Annotated in this window: 18 protein-coding genes and 3 pseudogenes; 15 read left to right on the top strand and 6 right to left on the bottom strand. The window is 38.0% G+C overall.

Annotated elements, in window-relative coordinates:
* The first annotated feature begins 332 nt into the window (after window positions 1-332).
* The 5 genes and pseudogenes from galE to HT715_RS01855 all read left to right on the top strand — a co-directional run.
* Entirely contained in the window at window positions 333-1352 is a 1020-nt protein-coding gene (gene galE / locus HT715_RS01870) for a UDP-glucose 4-epimerase GalE (RefSeq protein WP_001156507.1), read from the top strand.
* Window positions 1336-1914 (top strand): annotated as a pseudogene (locus HT715_RS12370) (glycosyltransferase family 2 protein); the annotation flags it as partial. The gene galE and the pseudogene HT715_RS12370, both read left to right, overlap by 17 nt.
* A gap of 183 nt (window positions 1915-2097) precedes the next feature.
* Window positions 2098-2289, top strand: a pseudogene (locus HT715_RS12365) (glycosyltransferase); the annotation flags it as partial.
* Between the two features lie 174 nt (window positions 2290-2463).
* Window positions 2464-3108, top strand: a complete 645-nt coding sequence (locus HT715_RS01860) for a hypothetical protein (RefSeq protein ID WP_172922803.1) — start codon at window positions 2464-2466, stop codon at window positions 3106-3108.
* Between the two features lie 38 nt (window positions 3109-3146).
* Window positions 3147-3248 (top strand): annotated as a pseudogene (locus HT715_RS01855) (group 2 glycosyl transferase); the annotation flags it as partial.
* 63 nt (window positions 3249-3311) lie between these two features.
* Here the strand turns inward: HT715_RS01855 and HT715_RS01850 are convergent.
* Window positions 3312-3515, bottom strand: coding sequence for a ferredoxin (locus HT715_RS01850; protein ID WP_080564678.1), 204 nt, complete (start codon window positions 3513-3515; stop codon window positions 3312-3314).
* Between the two features lie 51 nt (window positions 3516-3566).
* On the opposite strand from HT715_RS01850, the gene HT715_RS01845 reads away from it, so the two are divergent.
* The 4 genes from HT715_RS01845 to HT715_RS01830 all read left to right on the top strand — a co-directional run bounded on the left by HT715_RS01845 (window position 3567) and on the right by HT715_RS01830 (window position 5824).
* Window positions 3567-4043, top strand: a complete 477-nt coding sequence (locus HT715_RS01845) for an SAG1386/EF1546 family surface-associated protein (RefSeq protein ID WP_001040900.1) — start codon at window positions 3567-3569, stop codon at window positions 4041-4043.
* Between the two features lie 8 nt (window positions 4044-4051).
* On the top strand, window positions 4052-4723 hold the full coding sequence (gene cmk, locus HT715_RS01840) for a (d)CMP kinase (RefSeq protein WP_138707132.1): 672 nt from the start codon (window positions 4052-4054) through the stop codon (window positions 4721-4723).
* A 130-nt stretch (window positions 4724-4853) separates the two neighbouring features.
* Window positions 4854-5192: a zinc ribbon domain-containing protein YjdM gene (locus HT715_RS01835; protein WP_001061591.1), complete on the top strand. Its 339-nt coding sequence runs from the start codon at window positions 4854-4856 to the stop codon at window positions 5190-5192.
* A gap of 2 nt (window positions 5193-5194) precedes the next feature.
* A complete protein-coding gene (locus HT715_RS01830) occupies window positions 5195-5824 on the top strand; it encodes a Pr6Pr family membrane protein (protein ID WP_016397631.1) in 630 nt (209 codons plus the stop codon).
* On the opposite strand, the gene HT715_RS12215 is transcribed toward HT715_RS01830, so the two are convergent.
* Entirely contained in the window at window positions 5821-5946 is a 126-nt protein-coding gene (locus tag HT715_RS12215) for a hypothetical protein (protein WP_258953690.1), read from the bottom strand. The genes HT715_RS01830 and HT715_RS12215 overlap by 4 nt on opposite strands.
* A 200-nt stretch (window positions 5947-6146) precedes the next feature.
* On the opposite strand from HT715_RS12215, the gene HT715_RS01825 reads away from it, so the two are divergent.
* The 4 genes from HT715_RS01825 to HT715_RS01810 all read left to right on the top strand — a co-directional run bounded on the left by HT715_RS01825 (window position 6147) and on the right by HT715_RS01810 (window position 9568).
* Complete coding sequence (locus HT715_RS01825) at window positions 6147-7298, top strand: MFS transporter (protein ID WP_054392605.1); 1152 nt, start codon at window positions 6147-6149, stop codon at window positions 7296-7298.
* 318 nt (window positions 7299-7616) lie between these two features.
* Window positions 7617-8366 carry a tRNA pseudouridine(38-40) synthase TruA gene (gene truA / locus HT715_RS01820; protein ID WP_138707133.1) on the top strand — a complete coding sequence of 250 codons (750 nt, stop codon included), beginning with the start codon at window positions 7617-7619 and terminating at the stop codon, window positions 8364-8366.
* Window positions 8356-9129 carry a bifunctional hydroxymethylpyrimidine kinase/phosphomethylpyrimidine kinase gene (locus tag HT715_RS01815; RefSeq protein WP_138707134.1) on the top strand — a complete coding sequence of 258 codons (774 nt, stop codon included), beginning with the start codon at window positions 8356-8358 and terminating at the stop codon, window positions 9127-9129. Before truA ends, HT715_RS01815 begins: the two co-directional genes overlap by 11 nt.
* Window positions 9107-9568, top strand: coding sequence for an ECF transporter S component (locus HT715_RS01810; RefSeq protein WP_138707135.1), 462 nt, complete (start codon window positions 9107-9109; stop codon window positions 9566-9568). The genes HT715_RS01815 and HT715_RS01810 overlap by 23 nt, the downstream gene beginning before the upstream one ends.
* A gap of 147 nt (window positions 9569-9715) precedes the next feature.
* Here HT715_RS01810 and HT715_RS01805 read toward each other — a convergent pair whose 3' ends face one another.
* From HT715_RS01805 to HT715_RS01790, 4 genes are read right to left on the bottom strand one after another with little or no spacing between them, the layout of a single operon-like run.
* On the bottom strand, window positions 9716-10189 hold the full coding sequence (locus HT715_RS01805) for a GNAT family N-acetyltransferase (protein WP_138702213.1): 474 nt from the start codon (window positions 10187-10189) through the stop codon (window positions 9716-9718).
* Between the two features lie 48 nt (window positions 10190-10237).
* Window positions 10238-10960, bottom strand: coding sequence for an ABC transporter permease (locus HT715_RS01800; RefSeq protein WP_000191422.1), 723 nt, complete (start codon window positions 10958-10960; stop codon window positions 10238-10240).
* Window position 10961: 1 nt separating this feature from the next.
* A complete protein-coding gene (locus tag HT715_RS01795; protein ID WP_000205301.1) occupies window positions 10962-11873 on the bottom strand; it encodes an ABC transporter ATP-binding protein in 912 nt (303 codons plus the stop codon).
* Window positions 11870-13003: a ThiF family adenylyltransferase gene (locus HT715_RS01790; protein ID WP_000675233.1), complete on the bottom strand. Its 1134-nt coding sequence runs from the start codon at window positions 13001-13003 to the stop codon at window positions 11870-11872. Before HT715_RS01790 ends, HT715_RS01795 begins: the two co-directional genes overlap by 4 nt.
* A 440-nt stretch (window positions 13004-13443) precedes the next feature.
* Here HT715_RS01790 and HT715_RS01785 point away from each other — a divergent pair, with 440 nt between their 5' ends.
* Together HT715_RS01785 and HT715_RS01780 are read left to right on the top strand one after the other, a co-directional pair.
* Complete coding sequence (locus HT715_RS01785; protein ID WP_000912214.1) at window positions 13444-14151, top strand: LytTR family DNA-binding domain-containing protein; 708 nt, start codon at window positions 13444-13446, stop codon at window positions 14149-14151.
* The gene (locus tag HT715_RS01780; protein WP_000961370.1) at window positions 14151-15419 is read left to right on the top strand and encodes a GHKL domain-containing protein; all 1269 of its coding nucleotides are present in this window, start codon (window positions 14151-14153) and stop codon (window positions 15417-15419) included. Before HT715_RS01785 ends, HT715_RS01780 begins: the two co-directional genes overlap by 1 nt.
* The last annotated feature ends 12 nt before the right edge of the window (window positions 15420-15431 follow it).

The raw sequence follows: 15431 nt of genomic DNA, 5'->3' as shown, positions 1-15431 counted from the left end.
AAATGCTCTTCCATCGTGGAGGAGCATTTCTTTTTATCAACAAAAATCAAAGAGCAAACTAGGAAGTAATCTGCAGGCTGCTCAAAGCACTGCTTTGAGGTTGTAGATAAGACTGACGAAGTCAGCTCAAAACACTGTTTTGAGGTTGTGGATGGAACTGACGAAGTCAGTAACCATACCCATGGCAAGGCGAAGCTGACGTTGTTTGAAGAGATTTTCGAAGAGTATAAGCATTTTACTGAAATTTTATCTTACCCTCTAGGATGGCAAATGACATTCCCTATCAAAAATGGTAAAATAAGAAAAAATAATCCGAGAATCGAGGAATTAAGATGCAAGAAAAGATTTTGCTAACGGGTGGAGCAGGTTTTATCGGAACCCACACTGTTATTGAGTTAATCCAAGCAGGTCATCAGGTTGTTGTGGTGGATAACCTTGTCAACAGCAATCGCAAAAGTTTAGAAGTTGTTGAGAAAATTACAGGAGTTGAAGTACCTTTCTATGAGGCAGATATCCGTGATATAGATACTCTTCGTGACATTTTCAAACAAGAAGAACCAACAGGGGTCATTCACTTTGCTGGCTTGAAGGCTGTTGGAGAATCTACTCGTATTCCTCTTGCCTACTATGACAACAATATCGCAGGAACTCTTAGCCTTTTGAAAGCTATGGAAGAAGCCAACTGTAAGAACATCATTTTCAGTTCTTCTGCGACAGTTTACGGAGATCCTCATACAGTGCCAATCCTGGAAGATTTCCCACTTTCAGTGACCAATCCATACGGTCGTACCAAGCTCATGCTAGAGGAAGTTTTGATAGATATCTACAAGGCAGACTCAGAATGGAATGTGGTCTTGCTTCGTTATTTCAACCCAATCGGAGCCCATGAAAGTGGAGACCTAGGAGAAAATCCAAACGGTATTCCAAACAACCTCTTGCCATATGTGACTCAAGTAGCTGTTGGGAAATTAGAGCAAGTGCAAGTGTTTGGAGACGATTACGATACCGAAGATGGAACTGGTGTTCGTGACTATATCCACGTTGTCGATTTGGCTAAAGGTCACGTCGCAGCTCTGAAAAAAATCCAAAAAGGTTCAGGCCTAAACGTTTATAACCTTGGAACAGGTAAAGGCTACTCAGTTCTTGAAATTATCCAAAATATGGAAAAAGCAGTGGGACGCCCAATTCCTTACCGCATCGTAGACCGTCGCCCAGGGGATATCGCAGCCTGCTATTCAGATCCTGCAAAAGCCAAAGCAGAACTGGGCTGGGAAGCAGAACTCGGCATCACCCAAATGTGTGAAGATACATGGCGTTGGCAAAGCAAGCATCCAAATGGATTCGAAGACTAAGATGGTGATATCAATCATTGTCCCCTGTTTAAACGAAGAGGAAGTACTTCCTCTTTTTTATCAGGCTCTGGAAGCTCTGATTCCTGACTTGGAAACAGAAATCGAGTATGTCTTTGTCGATGATGGATCAAGTGATGGAACCTTGGAACTCTTAAAGGCCTATCGGGAACAAAATCCGGCAGTGCATTATATTTCTTTCTCGCGAAATTTTGGCAAAGAAGCAGCTCTGTATGCAGGCTTGCAATATGCGACAGGAGATCCGGTGGTGGTAATGGATGCAGACCTCCAGGATCCTCCTGGTATGTTGCTTGAGATGAAAAACTTACTAGACCAGAATGCAGATTTAGACTGTGTTGGAACACGGAGAACTAGTCGGGAGGGAGAACCCTTCTTTCGCAGTTTTTGTGCTAATCTCTTTTACTGCCTTATGCAAAAAATTAGTCCAGTAGCCCTGCCATCAGGTGTCCGTGATTTTCGCATGATGAGACGGTCTGTAGTCGATGCCATTTTAAGCTTGACCGAGTCCAATCGTTTTTCAAAGGGGCTCTTCGCCTGGGTGGGTTTCAAAACCTACTATTTGGACTATCCAAATGTCGAAAGGCAGGCTGGCAAGACCAGTTGGAGTTTGAGGCAACTTTTTTTCTACTCCATTGAAGGGATTGTTAATTTTTCAGATTTTCCCCTGATTATCGCCTTTGTGGCGGGACTCCTATCTTGTTTTATTTCTTTTGTGATGACTGTTTTTGTGGTGTTTCGGACCCTTATCTTGGGCAATCCGACATCTGGTTGGACCTCTCTGATGGCTGTTATTCTCTTTCTTGGAGGCATTCAACTCTTGACTATTGGGATTCTCGGTAAATATATCAGTAAGATTTATTTGGAGACTAAAAAAAGACCACTTTATCTTATCAAAGAAAAAAGTTATCATAGATCATGAAAAAGTAGGAATTATCTGGCGCAGTCACTTTTTTGTAATTATAATTCTTTTGGTCTGGAACTTGAGTGATTTTTAAAAAAATTAGGGATTTGACATGATATAAATGAACTATGTGGAATAAATTTACTGCAAAGACGATAACTTAATAAATAAAACATTCAGGAGGGTTATTTTATGCTAAGTAAAGAGGATTATACTGAAGAAATCGGGCTAATAAAGAAACAAAATTATGTAGAGGTTGAACTGTATCCTTTAGTTGCTGATATAATTAAGCCAACTTTAAAAGATAGTTTATCAAAAAGATATGTCTTCGGAAGACAAAGAAGGGGTTTGGGACAAATTTATTATGGTCTAAGTAATTTTCCTGATATAGTTATTTTAGATAAGACTTATGAAAACAAATCTAGGAAAAGTATAAAAATTGAAGAATGGAAGAAACTTCGAGGATGCGTGGAAGTTAAGAATTTAAATTATAGTTTAATTACAGAGGAAAAAATCAAATCAACCATATCGAACAGTTTTGAACATATAACTGGAGAGATGGGACAACTTATTGGAGACCTTTTATGGTATAAAAAAGTAATTTATACAAATGGCATTGAATGGAGATTTCTAAGTTTAGATGACAAGGAAGAGATAGATAATACAATTGTTGAAGTAGTTAACAAAAGAATAGAAACAGAAGAAGCGGGAAATTCTTTTGATTGGTGGAAGAATATTAAAGATTTATCGTTCAATTATACGGATATATGCCTATCTAAAGATTGTAGACAAGAGTGGAATGAATTTGTAAAAAGGGTAAAGGAAATAGAATGGTAGAGGTCTATTCTCATTGAGAAATTTAGATTTTAAGTTACAGTAAGATTTATTTAGAGACTAAAAAAAGACCACTTTATCTTATCAAAGAAAAAAGTGACCTTCCTGATTTTACAGAAAAAAATAAAGTGAAAAGACTATAATTTTACATGGAAATATGCTAAACTAGAAAGAGTGAAACGTTCTTGTCAATTTACTATGAGAGATTAGTGTTGATTTTTAATCAAGGCACGTGTCGGACAGTTTCTAACAGCCTCTAAGACATCCTGACTAGGAGAAATTTCTTTTTCCAGTTGGTCAGGATTATCGTAAAAACGCACGATTCCATTATCGTGGTAATCAAATAAGTCAGAATAAGTTTGGCAAAGCCCACAGGCGATGCATCGTTCAGGTATAAGTGTGATTTTCATGTTCATATTTATATTGTAATAAGAAAAGTAAAAAAAAACAAGGAGTAAGGTATGGCAAAAGAACCGTGGCAAGAAGATATTTATGATCAAGAAGAAGCAAGAGCAGAGCGTCGGCATCGAAACCACGGAGGGGCTGATAGGATGGCTAATCGTATTTTGACGATCCTAGCTAGTATTTTCTTTGTAATTGTGGTGGTGATGGTCATCGTTCTCATCTATCTATCATCGGGGGGGAGTAATCGCACAGCAGCCTTAAAAGACTTTCATGATTCTGATGCAAGTGTAGTACAAGTCTCATCTTCAAGCAGTTCTCAGCCTGAGCAGAGTTCAGAGCCAGAATCTACTTCTAGTAGTTCAGAAGAAGCTGCTAATCCTGAAGGAACGATTAAAGTTCTCGCAGGAGAAGGGGAAGCAGCTATTGCCGCTCGTGCAGGAATCTCCATTGCTCAGTTAGAGGCCTTGAATCCTGGGCACATGGCTACAGGATCTTGGTTTGCTAATCCAGGTGATGTTATAAAAATAAAATAGGAGCCGATATGAAAACAATTCAAATTGCTATTGATGGTCCTGCTTCCAGCGGTAAGAGTACGGTCGCAAAGATTATTGCTAAGGATTTTGGATTCACCTACCTTGATACAGGAGCTATGTATCGTGCAGCGACCTATATGGCTCTTAAGAACCAATTAGGAGTTGAAGAAGTCGAAGCCCTTCTAACCTTGTTGGACCAGCATCCAATCAGCTTTGGACGTTCAGAAACTGGAGACCAGCTTGTTTTTGTAGGAGATGTGGATATTACCCATCCTATCCGTGAAAATGAAGTGACCAATCATGTTTCTGCTATTGCAGCAATTCCTCAAGTGCGTGAGAAACTAGTTTCTCTCCAACAAGAAATTGCCCAGCAAGGTGGGATTGTCATGGATGGTCGCGATATTGGAACTGTTGTATTGCCACAAGCAGAATTGAAAATTTTCCTAGTAGCTTCTGTTGATGAGAGAGCAGGGCGCCGTTACAAGGAAAATATTGCCAAGGGAATTGAAACAGACCTTGAAACCCTAAAAAAGGAAATTGCTGCGCGTGACTACAAGGATAGTCATCGTGAGACTTCTCCTCTCAAACAAGCAGAGGATGCTGTCTACCTTGATACAACTGGTTTGAACATTCAAGAAGTAGTTGAAAAAATCAAAGCAGAAGCTGAAAAAAGAATGTAAATGTAGAAAAGCCGATAGATTGATATCGGTTTTTTTCTAAATTTGTCAAAATGCTGATTTTAGGGTATAATAGTTGCTGTTCGAGAAATTTTGATTTTCAAAGAATAGTGAATGATGATAAGGAGAAACCATGAACAATTTACCAAATTGTCCAAAATGTAACTCAGAGTATGTCTACGAAGACGGTGCCCTACTGGTTTGCCCAGAGTGTGCTCATGAGTGGAATCCTGCTGAAGTTGCAGAAGTAGAAGAAGGTCTTGTCGCTATCGATGCCAACGGAAATAAATTGGCTGATGGTGATACAGTAACTCTCATCAAGGACTTGAAAGTAAAAGGTGCGCCAAAAGATTTGAAACAAGGGACGCGCGTGAAAAATATCCGCATCGTAGAAGGCGACCACAATATCGACTGTAAGATTGATGGTTTTGGTGCCATGAAACTTAAATCAGAGTTTGTGAGGAAGATTTAAGCATGTCAAAACACTATAAACTTGTATTTTATAGCCGTATCTTCTTGTTTCTAGCGGCTTTTACGGGAGTTTATCTTGAAATTACTAAGCATGGTGGTTTTGGGATGCTTCTCTATTACACGGTTCTGTCCAACCTCTTGGTAACTATTTTTACCCTTTATCTTCTAAAGGTTATGAGCCGTGTAGGTGAAAATTGGCAAAGGCCAAGTCTCTTGCGCTTAAAAGGTGGGGTCACCATGAGTATCATGATTACCTGTGTGATTTACCATTTCCTCTTGGCGCCCATTGCGACTAATTTCTATACCCTAGAAAATTTCCTTTGCCACTATATCGTTCCCATCTGGTTTTTAGCGGATACCCTCTTTTTTGACAAACAGGGTCAATATAAGATTTGGGATCCAGCAGTGTGGACCATTTTACCCTTGCTGTATATGATGTTTGCTCTTTTTAATGGCTTGGTTCTAAAACTCAATATTCCAAATGCCAAGGATAATCCTTTCCCTTACTTCTTTTTGAATGTGAACAAGGGTTGGAATGTTGTGTTTAAGTGGTGTCTGATTATCTTTGTTGCCTATATGGTAGCAGGATTTATCTTCTACTTTATTAAGCAAATCAAGAGAAAGTCATCCTAATACTCTTCGAAAATCTCTTCAAGCCACGTCAGTTTCGCCTTGCCGTAGATATGGTTACTGACTTCGTCAGTCTTATCTACAACCTCAAAACCATGTTTTGAGCTGACTTCGTCAGTTTCCATCTGCAACCTCAAAACACTGTTTTGAGCAGCCTGCGGCTAGCTTCCTAGTTTGCTCTTTGATTTTCATTGAGTATAAGACACAAGGGATTCATTTTCGAGTTTGAGAAGGAGTCTGTGTACCAATGAGGCTTCTTCTTTTCTTGCTTTTTTGATAACTATCAAAAAAGTAGAAGATTAAGAGAAATATAGAAAGAGATTTCATGAAACAATTTTTAGAACGGGCCAGCATTTTGGCTCTCTCCCTCGTTTTGATTACCTCCTTTTCCATTTCGAGTGCCCTACCAGCCATGTTTGACTATTATCAGGGTTATTCTAAGGAACAAATTGAGCTCTTGGTGAGCTTGCCTTCCTTTGGAATCATGATGATGTTACTGCTAAATGGTTTCTTAGAAAAAATATTTCCTGAGCGCTTACAGATTAGTTTGGGCTTGCTGATTTTATCATTGAGCGGTACAGCTCCCTTCTGGTACCAAGCCTATCCCTTTGTCTTTGGAACACGGCTTCTTTTTGGTTTAGGTGTTGGGATGATCAATGCCAAGGCCATTTCTATTATCAGTGAACGCTATCAAGGAAAAAGGCGAATTCAGATGTTAGGGCTACGCGCTTCTGCAGAGGTCGTTGGAGCTTCTCTCATTACCTTGGCCGTCGGTCAGTTGTTGGCCTTTGGTTGGACAGCTATCTTTCTAGCCTATAGTGCTGGATTTTTGGTGCTGCCCCTTTATCTGCTCTTTGTCCCTTATGGAAAATCAAAGAAAGAAGTCAAGAAAAGAGCGAAGGAAGCAAGTCGTTTAACTCGAGAAATGAAAGGCTTGATTTTTACCCTAGCTATCGAAGCGGCAGCTGTAGTTTGTACCAATACAGCTATTACCATCCGTATTCCAAGTTTGATGGTGGAAAGAGGATTGGGGGATGCCCAGTTATCTAGTTTTGTTCTTAGTCTCATGCAGTTAATCGGGATTGTGGCTGGAGTGAGTTTTTCTTTCTTGATTTCTATCTTTAAAGAGAAACTGCTCCTCTGGTCTGGTATTACATTTGGCTTGGGGCAAATCGTGATTGCCTTGTCTCCATCCTTGTGGGTGGTAGTAGCAGGAAGTGTTCTGGCTGGATTTGCCTATAGTGTAGTCTTGACGACGGTCTTTCAACTTGTCTCTGAACGAATTCCAGCTAAACTCCTCAATCAAGCAACTTCATTTGCAGTTTTAGGCTGTAGTTTCGGAGCTTTTACGACCCCATTCATTCTAGGTGCAATAGGGTTACTAACGCACAATGGGATGCTGGTCTTTGCCATCTTAGGAGGTTGGTTGATTGTAACCTCTATCTTTGTCATGTACCTATTTCAAAAGAGAGCTTAGGATTGGTTTCCTAAGTTTTTCTTTTGATACTCAATGAAAATCAAAGAGCAAACTATAGTTGATTGAGTTTGGAATAGTACGCTGTAGCTGCTAAAACATTTCTAGAAATTAATTTGACTTTCCTAATAGAGTTGTTCATATCTTATTTCAATCTACTATAGAAAGCTAGCCGCAGGTTGCTCAAAATAGTGTGTTGAGGTTGCAGATGGAAACTGACGTGGTTTGAAGAGATTTTCGAAGAGTATGAGATTTTTATACCCATACAATATTTGTTTTAGGTCCTTGTTTACAGACTAATTTCTTGATAAAATAGAGGTTATGACGAGATATAAAGCAACTATTTCCTATGATGGTTATGCCTTTGCTGGCTTTCAGCGCCAGCCTCATGCGCGTAGCGTTCAGGAAGAAATTGAAAAAACCTTGACCAGATTAAATAAGGGGCAAGCCATTACTGTTCACGGTGCTGGTAGGACAGATAGTGGGGTTCATGCCCTGGGACAGGTCATTCATTTTGACCTGCCTTATCAGATGGATGAGGAGAAACTCCGTTTTGCCTTGGATACCCAGTCTCCTGAAGATATTGATGTGATTTCGATTGAGCTTGTGGCAGATGATTTTCATTGCCGTTATGCCAAGCATAGCAAGACCTATGAGTTTATTGTGGATAGAGGACGTCCCAAAAATCCCATGCGCCGTCACTATGCCACCCACGTTCCCTACCCACTCGATGTGGAACGAATGCAGATTGCAATCAAAAAGCTAGAGGGAACCCATGATTTCACTGGCTTTACAGCATCTGGGACCAGCGTAGAGGACAAGGTTCGTACTATTACAGAAGCTAGCCTTAGGGTGGATGAGACAGGACAATTTTTGACCTTTACCTTTTCAGGAAATGGGTTCTTGTATAAACAGATTCGCAATATGGTGGGGACTCTTCTCAAAATCGGTAACAACCGTATGCCAGTAGAGCAGATTGATCTCATCTTGGAGAAGAAGGACAGGCAACTTGCAGGTCCCACTGCAGCACCAAATGGTTTATATTTAAAGGAGATTCGTTATGAAGAATAATCGTATTTTAGCACTTTCTGGAAATGATATTTTTAGTGGTGGTGGTTTGTCCGCTGATTTGGCTACCTATACCTTGAACGGCTTGCATGGCTTTGTAGCAGTGACTTGTTTGACAGCCTTGACAGAAAAAGGATTTGAAGTCTTTCCAACTGATGATACCATTTTTCAACATGAATTAGATAGCTTGCGTGATGTGGAATTTGGGGGAATTAAGATTGGTCTTCTCCCTACTGTCAGTGTGGCTGAGAAGGTCTTGGACTTTATCAAACAACGCCCAGGAGTACCTGTGGTGCTGGATCCTGTCTTGGTCTGCAAGGAAACGCATGATGTAGCTGTCAGTGAGCTCTGCCAAGAGTTGATTCGCTTTTTCCCTTATGTCAGTGTGATTACGCCTAATCTCCCAGAAGCAGAATTATTATCCGGTCAGGAAATTAAAACCTTGGAAGACATGAAAACTGCAGCGCAGAAATTGCATGATTTAGGAGCGCTAGCAGTCATTATCAAGGGAGGCAATCGCCTTAGTCAGGACAAGGCTGTGGATGTCTTTTATGATGGACAAAACTTTACAGTCCTAGAAAATCCTGTTATCCAAGGGCAAAATGCTGGCGCAGGTTGTACCTTTGCCTCAAGCATTGCCAGTCACTTGGTTAAAGGTGATAAACTTTTGCCAGCAGTAGAAAGCTCTAAGGCTTTCGTTTATCGTGCTATTGCACAAGCAGATCAGTATGGAGTAAGACAATATGAAGCAAACCAAAACAACTAAAATCGCCCTTATATCCCTATTAACCGCCCTTTCTGTGGTTCTAGGTTATTTCTTAAAAATCCCAACACCGACAGGCATCCTAACTCTTTTAGATGCGGGTGTCTTCTTCGCAGCCTTCTACTTTGGTAGTCGTGAAGGAGCTGTAGTCGGAGGATTAGCAGGTTTCTTGATTGACCTCTTATCAGGCTATCCCCAGTGGATGTTCTTTAGCTTGGTCAACCATGGCTTGCAGGGATTTTTCGCAGGATTTAAAGGAAAAACTCAGTGGTTAGGCCTCGTTTTGGCAACGATTGCCATGGTAGGGGGTTACGCCTTGGGTTCTACATTGATGAATGGCTGGGCTGCAGCTCTACCAGAAATCCTACCAAATTTCATACAAAATATGGTAGGGATGATTGTAGGATTTATCCTTAGTCAAAGTATCAAGAAGATTAAGTAAAGAGGCTGTGGAGAAAGTCCTAAGAATTAGAAAAAACGCATAGTATCAGGTGTTGAAACCTTGATACTATGCGTTTTATTGTGGGAAGATTTTCCTCATTTTCTAGTGAAATTGAACTTTTTCTAACATCTTTTTATAGATGACTTCTTAATCAATTATCATTTCCATTGTTGTTTCTTGGGGTTTCATCCCTTGTCTTTGATAAAAGCGGAGAGCACCCTCGTTATCATTCCAGACACTTAGGGTTAGATTATTGCAGCCAATTTCTTTAGCATAATTGAGAGCGAATTGATAGAGTTGATCACCAATTTTTTGACCACGAGCATTTTGATCTACACATAAATCTTTGATAAAAAGGGTTTTGATTTCTTGGAGAACAGGATTATCTGTTTTATCTTTTATGGTACAAAATAGGTGTCCGAGAACTTGTCCCTTCTCATCTTCAAAAACAAAAATAGGGGTATGTTCTTGAGAGAGAATATTTTGCAACTCAGAGGAACTATATTTAGTCCCAGTTTGCTTAAAAATATCTGGTCGAGCTTGGTGGTGAAGCGTAAGGATTTGTTGTAATAAATCGAGTAATTTAGGAATATCTTCTTGTTTAGCTTTTCGAATAGTCATGAAGGTTCTTTTTATTGGCTTAGTCTATAAGAAAAGCTTTAGGAGCAATCATTTTTCTTTATGAAGAGTTCTTAAAATAATTAACTGTGTTGACATAATCCAAAGAATGAGAATACTCATGTCCAATAGAGAAACATTTCCGTAGTCGTAAAGGCTGGCTCGCAGAAGATTTGAGGAAGGGACGAAAGGGAGGGCACGGTAAAGATGGTTTACCCACTCAGGTAGTCGATCTGCAGGATACATGAGTGGTGAGAACATGAGTCCAATCATAAGAATTAGCTGCGACATAAGGGTTACTGTATTTGGAGAAAAGGTGTAGGCTATAGCAAATCCCAGACTAATCATAGTAAGACAAATCAGAAGCACAATAAAAACACCAAGAAAAGATGGATGGAGACGAACAGAAAAACGGACATACCCAAGTAGAATAGAAATAAAAACTCCCGGCAAAATGGCAATTAACCACATCCACAAGTCAGCGAGAGAAATGAATATCCTAGGGATGGGTAAGGCACGAATATAATCAAAATGCCCTTCCAACTTATCATTTGCTATAACAGGGGAGGAAATTGTACAACCCATGGAGATAATTCCAATTAAAACAGAACCAGACGAAAGATAGTAGGCAGTAGTCGAATCGATATCGCCAATAACTAGAGGGTAGCCAAAAAGAAGAGAAATGGATAAGAGGAGCTGTGCTAGTGTAAAAAGGATGAAAAGCTCTTTTTGGCGCAAGTAGTTCCAATGAAGTAAGTAAAAAAATTGAGTCATATTAGTTGGTTAGCTCCTCTCTATAAAGGTCAGAAATAGTCAATGTTTTTTGATGAAGAGAGAGATTGGAAATTGTTTTTTGACCAAGTTCTTCTGTCAGTTGTGCTATCAATGGAGCTAGACTTCTTTCCTCAATCTCTAATTGACAACTAACACCATTGATAATTGTATAATCTTCTATTTTGTCTAATATACTTTTAGTCTTAAAATCAAAGCTTATCTGATACAGTTTGTCATGGATGATTTGCTTAACCTTTCCTGATTTGAGCAATCTACCATTATTAAAGAGGGCGTAATTATCTGCATATTTTTCAACCTCCAGAAGATTATGAGTAACGATAATAATGGTATGCCCCTTGCTAGCTAACTTTTGCAATAATTGCCATTGCTTTTCACGACGAATGGGGTCAACATCATTTGTTGGTTCGTCAAGAAGAATGATGTCTGAGCTACCGATTAGTGTCATAGCGAAGGAAGTTAGTCTTTTGAGACCGCCCGAAAGATCCTTACCTTTTTTGTAACGATAGTCTTCAATTTCTAAATCAGTGAGAAGCTGGCTGATTGTTTTTTCTAGTTCTTGGGAACTCAATCCTCGCATTTTTCCAAGTATTTCTAAATTTTGTTCTACGGTTAATTTGTCGAGTGGGGCATATTGTTGAGACATATAACTAATTAAGGTACGTGCTTGTTTACGATTGTATATAAAAGAAATATCACCATACAAAATATCTCCTTGGTCAGGTTTAGTAAAACCAATCATTTGATTCAATAGAGTAGATTTTCCAGCTCCATTGTGTCCCAAAAAAGCCGTGATTTTTGCTGGTGATATTTCTAAGGAAATATGATTATTGGCTAAGTGCTGACCATCAAAAGATTTAGTCAAATTATCAATTACGAGTTTTGCAGTTGTCATAACTTTAATTCTCCGTACTTAGAAAAAATTTCCCAATCGTCTTCTTTACCTGTGCCGCATGTTGGACATTCATCAAGATAGCGTCCCCAAGAATCGTGTGTGAATGAGGCTCCGTTTTCATAATTGATTTCGTATTGATGGTTAAGGCTAATTGGTTCCGTATATTGAGTTAATAATCGGATAGTTTCATCAACAATGGCAGAAGTCAGTTGAAATATTGCTGGACCATAGGCTATTGTAGGGATTGTTTTTGTAATCGTACGAACACCGTGGAATTGTTCAAGGAATAGAGTGTCAATTTTTGTATAATAAATATTTAAACAATCAAAACAGCCTGTTTGGTAAGGGATAACTGAATAGACACGACCACGACTAACTTGACTGGCGCCAAATATACAGGGAATATTTTTTGTAACGATTGCTTTATTTACGATACGTTGAATATCATATTGAGGTTCATCAATCACACATATCGTAATATCAACATCATCAAGTAAAGGAATCAAGTCACTTACAGAGGTGATACGTATATTATGGGTTTCTACTTCAATATCGGAATTCATTTTTGTAACTTCTCTATGGGCAATTTGAACTTTAGATAAGCCAATATCATCTTCCTTGTATAGAAATTGTCTTCCTAGATTACTTTGCTCAACAATGTCAAAATCCACTATTTTTATCTTTTTAGGTCCCAAGCCTGCTAGTAATGTCAGTATGTTAGAACCCCCACCACCAAGACCTAGTAAAAGGATAGTAGACTGATGAATTTTTTTCTGTGTTGCAATACTATCTTGGAAGCTATTTAAATAGCGACTGAAATAATATATATTTGAATGATAACGTTCTTTAATATCCTGAATTTCGCCCGCTTCTTCGAGAACCCCCTCATTATCTAAGAGTTCAAGAGCGCCTGTGATGTCTTCTTCAGTTAAATCATCATATTTTGTTAGTATGATATTGAGAATATCTTGAAAAGGACGTCCGTCCAAAATATTGACTAAATTCCACATTTTATTATTATCATCCTTAATTTCTGTGGTTATACCAATTTGTAGCCCAATCCTAAATAAATTTTTATGAAGTTTATAAACAGGATATATTTCTTTTATTCTTGGATGATAGAATTTCATTTTAACCTCACTATTTTATTAAAAAAGGAAGACGAGGTGATTATAAATCATATATCCTCGTCTTGCAACTCCCAGTTCCTATTACAAATGGAAATAAGTAGAAAGAAAATGGTGAACCTATCTACTCAATTCCAACAGTAGGAATAAATAGAAAAGAACTCCTCTAAAAACTCAATTTTAAAATGCTAATTTTTCAACCTTTTCTGGTTACTAAACATAGAAAACCGGTAGTTTTTAGAGGTGCCCAAAATTTAGAAAACACCCCAGCTAATATCAGTTTTAGCAATAACTTTACGCACTTGAATATTTTTCATTTTTGTAACTCCTTTCATATTTGATAAGAATATTGTATAATAAATTAACGATTTTTTTATCAGCATGTCATAATTGACGTATTTGACGTTATAATTGGCAAAATCATGCTTGTAGTGAGGAATTTGATGTTAAAAATTGCGATTTGTGATGATTCTAATAGGGATGGTAGTCAGCTAGAAAACTTACTCTTATCTTATAAGGACATCAAAATAGAAACGAGTGTTTATACGAATCCCCAAAAACTATTAGAACAATTGACAGAGAAGTACAGTTGTGTTTTTTTGGATATCGAGATGCCACAGATAACAGGAATTGATATGGCACAAAAAATCCGTAAGGTAAACCCTTTTATCCCGATTATCTTTGTTACCAGTTATCGAGATTATATGGAGCAGGTTTTTGAAGTGCAGACTTTTGATTATTTACTTAAACCAGTGACTTCTAAAAAATTATATAAAACTCTGGATAGAGTGGTACGTTTTTTGAATTTAGGGCAAGCTGTATTTACGTTTACTTTTGGAAAGCAGCATTATTCACTGCCTTTAAATGACATTGTATTTTTTGAAAAGGATAAGCGTGCTGTCTTTATTTACACTAAAGATCAGACTTACAAAGCTTTGCTTAAAACGAAAGATATTTTAGAGAAATTACCTGATTACTTTATTCAAATTCATTCTTCCTATATTATCAATCCTAGATATGTGACAGAGTTTGATTCGCAAATAGTCACAATTTTAAATGGAATGGATGAAAATCACCTTCCAATTAGCCGAAAATTTCAAACGTCTTTTAGAGAAAAGTATTATTATTATCTGAGTGAGAGGAATTTTTAATGTTAGTCAGTTTGCGGATTGTGAGTATTCTGTTTGATTTATTTTTGGGAATTATTTTCTTTTATAGACCTCTGTCCCAAAAAGAAAAGTCTAGGAGAATTTGTATCTTTACTTCTCTCCTTTTATTTTTCCATGCCTTGTTGACGATATTATTTTCAGGAGCTAATCTTTTCTTAGTAGGGAATCTTATTCTCAGTATCGCAGAGTATTATTTTTTAGGTCTTTATTTTGGATATGCTGTTCAAGAATCTTCGTTTTGGATTTTTTGTCAGATGAGTCTAACTTTACTAGCTGGTACTATACTCAATCAAGCAGTGCAACTATTTTCCCCTTTATCAGTCATTTCAGAAAATCTAATAGCCATGCTTTTTTATCTCGCTGTAGCTTTTCTTTTATCATTGCTAGTGACCCTGGTTCTTCGACAACTTTTTCGTGCACATCAAAAGTTAGTTTATACTGTTTCTAAAGGGACTTGGTTATACCAGTTTATTGTACCATTTTTGTCCATTTGTTTTGCTTTTACAGTATCAGCGATTCAAGGGCAAGTGTTTGAGAAGGATTATCTTTCTTTTGTTTCTGTATTAGCCCTCATTGTGTTAACGTTCTCTTCTCTCTATTTCACCCTATATCTTTCTCAGCAACAACAGAGGTATTATCAAAGCATACTAGAGACGGAACAGATGACCTTTCAACTGAGAGAAATGAAACAATCTAAAAAAGATTATAGGAGGATTCAAAGGATTCAACACGATTTGAAAAATCAACATTTAATCCTCCTTGCACTTTTAAAAGAAGATCCTGAACAAGCGAAGTCTTATCTCCAAAGCATGACAAATAGTATAGAGAACCAAACTGTCTGTTACTCCAAGAATACAACAATTAACTTTTTACTCAATCAAAAATTACAGGATAAGGTAGAGGACATACAATTGGAAATTGATTGTTTTGTACCTCAACGATTAGAAATCAATCCAGATATTTTAGCGGTTTTACTTGGTAATTTGTTGGACAATAGTCTTGAAGCCTGTATGCGCTTGAGTAATAAAGAAGATAGGGTCTTGATCTTAGGAATACGATATTTTCAGAAGAAACTCTTTATTGCTATCGAGAATTCATTTGATGAGAATGAATTGGTAATACGAAAGGAACGTCAGACAGAGGGATGGGGGCTTAAAAATATTGAGAGACTTGTAACCAATCATAGGGGAACAATGAAGAATTTCATTCAGAATGGACGTCATAAAACAGAAGTGATTCTTCTTGTCTAACTAGGGTTTGTT

The organism is Streptococcus sp. 4155, assembly GCF_013276695.1.
Classification (GTDB): domain Bacteria; phylum Bacillota; class Bacilli; order Lactobacillales; family Streptococcaceae; genus Streptococcus; species Streptococcus pseudopneumoniae.
The sequence above is the reverse complement of the archived record's forward strand: the minus strand, read 5'-3'. Positions and strand labels throughout refer to the sequence as shown.

Bases quoted from the DNA above. Each gene is read 5' to 3' on its own strand.
- galE (WP_001156507.1), top strand. From the start codon at position 333: ATGCAAGAAAAGATTTTGCTAACGGGTGGAGCAGGTTTTATCGGAACC.
- HT715_RS01860 (WP_172922803.1), top strand. From the start codon at position 2,464: ATGCTAAGTAAAGAGGATTATACTGAAGAAATCGGGCTAATAAAGAAA.
- HT715_RS01850 (WP_080564678.1), bottom strand. From the start codon at position 3,515: ATGAAAATCACACTTATACCTGAACGATGCATCGCCTGTGGGCTTTGC.
- HT715_RS01845 (WP_001040900.1), top strand. From the start codon at position 3,567: ATGGCAAAAGAACCGTGGCAAGAAGATATTTATGATCAAGAAGAAGCA.
- cmk (WP_138707132.1), top strand. From the start codon at position 4,052: ATGAAAACAATTCAAATTGCTATTGATGGTCCTGCTTCCAGCGGTAAG.
- HT715_RS01835 (WP_001061591.1), top strand. From the start codon at position 4,854: ATGAACAATTTACCAAATTGTCCAAAATGTAACTCAGAGTATGTCTAC.
- HT715_RS01830 (WP_016397631.1), top strand. From the start codon at position 5,195: ATGTCAAAACACTATAAACTTGTATTTTATAGCCGTATCTTCTTGTTT.
- HT715_RS12215 (WP_258953690.1), bottom strand. From the start codon at position 5,946: ATGGAAACTGACGAAGTCAGCTCAAAACATGGTTTTGAGGTTGTAGAT.
- HT715_RS01825 (WP_054392605.1), top strand. From the start codon at position 6,147: ATGAAACAATTTTTAGAACGGGCCAGCATTTTGGCTCTCTCCCTCGTT.
- truA (WP_138707133.1), top strand. From the start codon at position 7,617: ATGACGAGATATAAAGCAACTATTTCCTATGATGGTTATGCCTTTGCT.
- HT715_RS01815 (WP_138707134.1), top strand. From the start codon at position 8,356: ATGAAGAATAATCGTATTTTAGCACTTTCTGGAAATGATATTTTTAGT.
- HT715_RS01810 (WP_138707135.1), top strand. From the start codon at position 9,107: ATGAAGCAAACCAAAACAACTAAAATCGCCCTTATATCCCTATTAACC.
- HT715_RS01805 (WP_138702213.1), bottom strand. From the start codon at position 10,189: ATGACTATTCGAAAAGCTAAACAAGAAGATATTCCTAAATTACTCGAT.
- HT715_RS01800 (WP_000191422.1), bottom strand. From the start codon at position 10,960: ATGACTCAATTTTTTTACTTACTTCATTGGAACTACTTGCGCCAAAAA.
- HT715_RS01795 (WP_000205301.1), bottom strand. From the start codon at position 11,873: ATGACAACTGCAAAACTCGTAATTGATAATTTGACTAAATCTTTTGAT.
- HT715_RS01790 (WP_000675233.1), bottom strand. From the start codon at position 13,003: ATGAAATTCTATCATCCAAGAATAAAAGAAATATATCCTGTTTATAAA.
- HT715_RS01785 (WP_000912214.1), top strand. From the start codon at position 13,444: ATGTTAAAAATTGCGATTTGTGATGATTCTAATAGGGATGGTAGTCAG.
- HT715_RS01780 (WP_000961370.1), top strand. From the start codon at position 14,151: ATGTTAGTCAGTTTGCGGATTGTGAGTATTCTGTTTGATTTATTTTTG.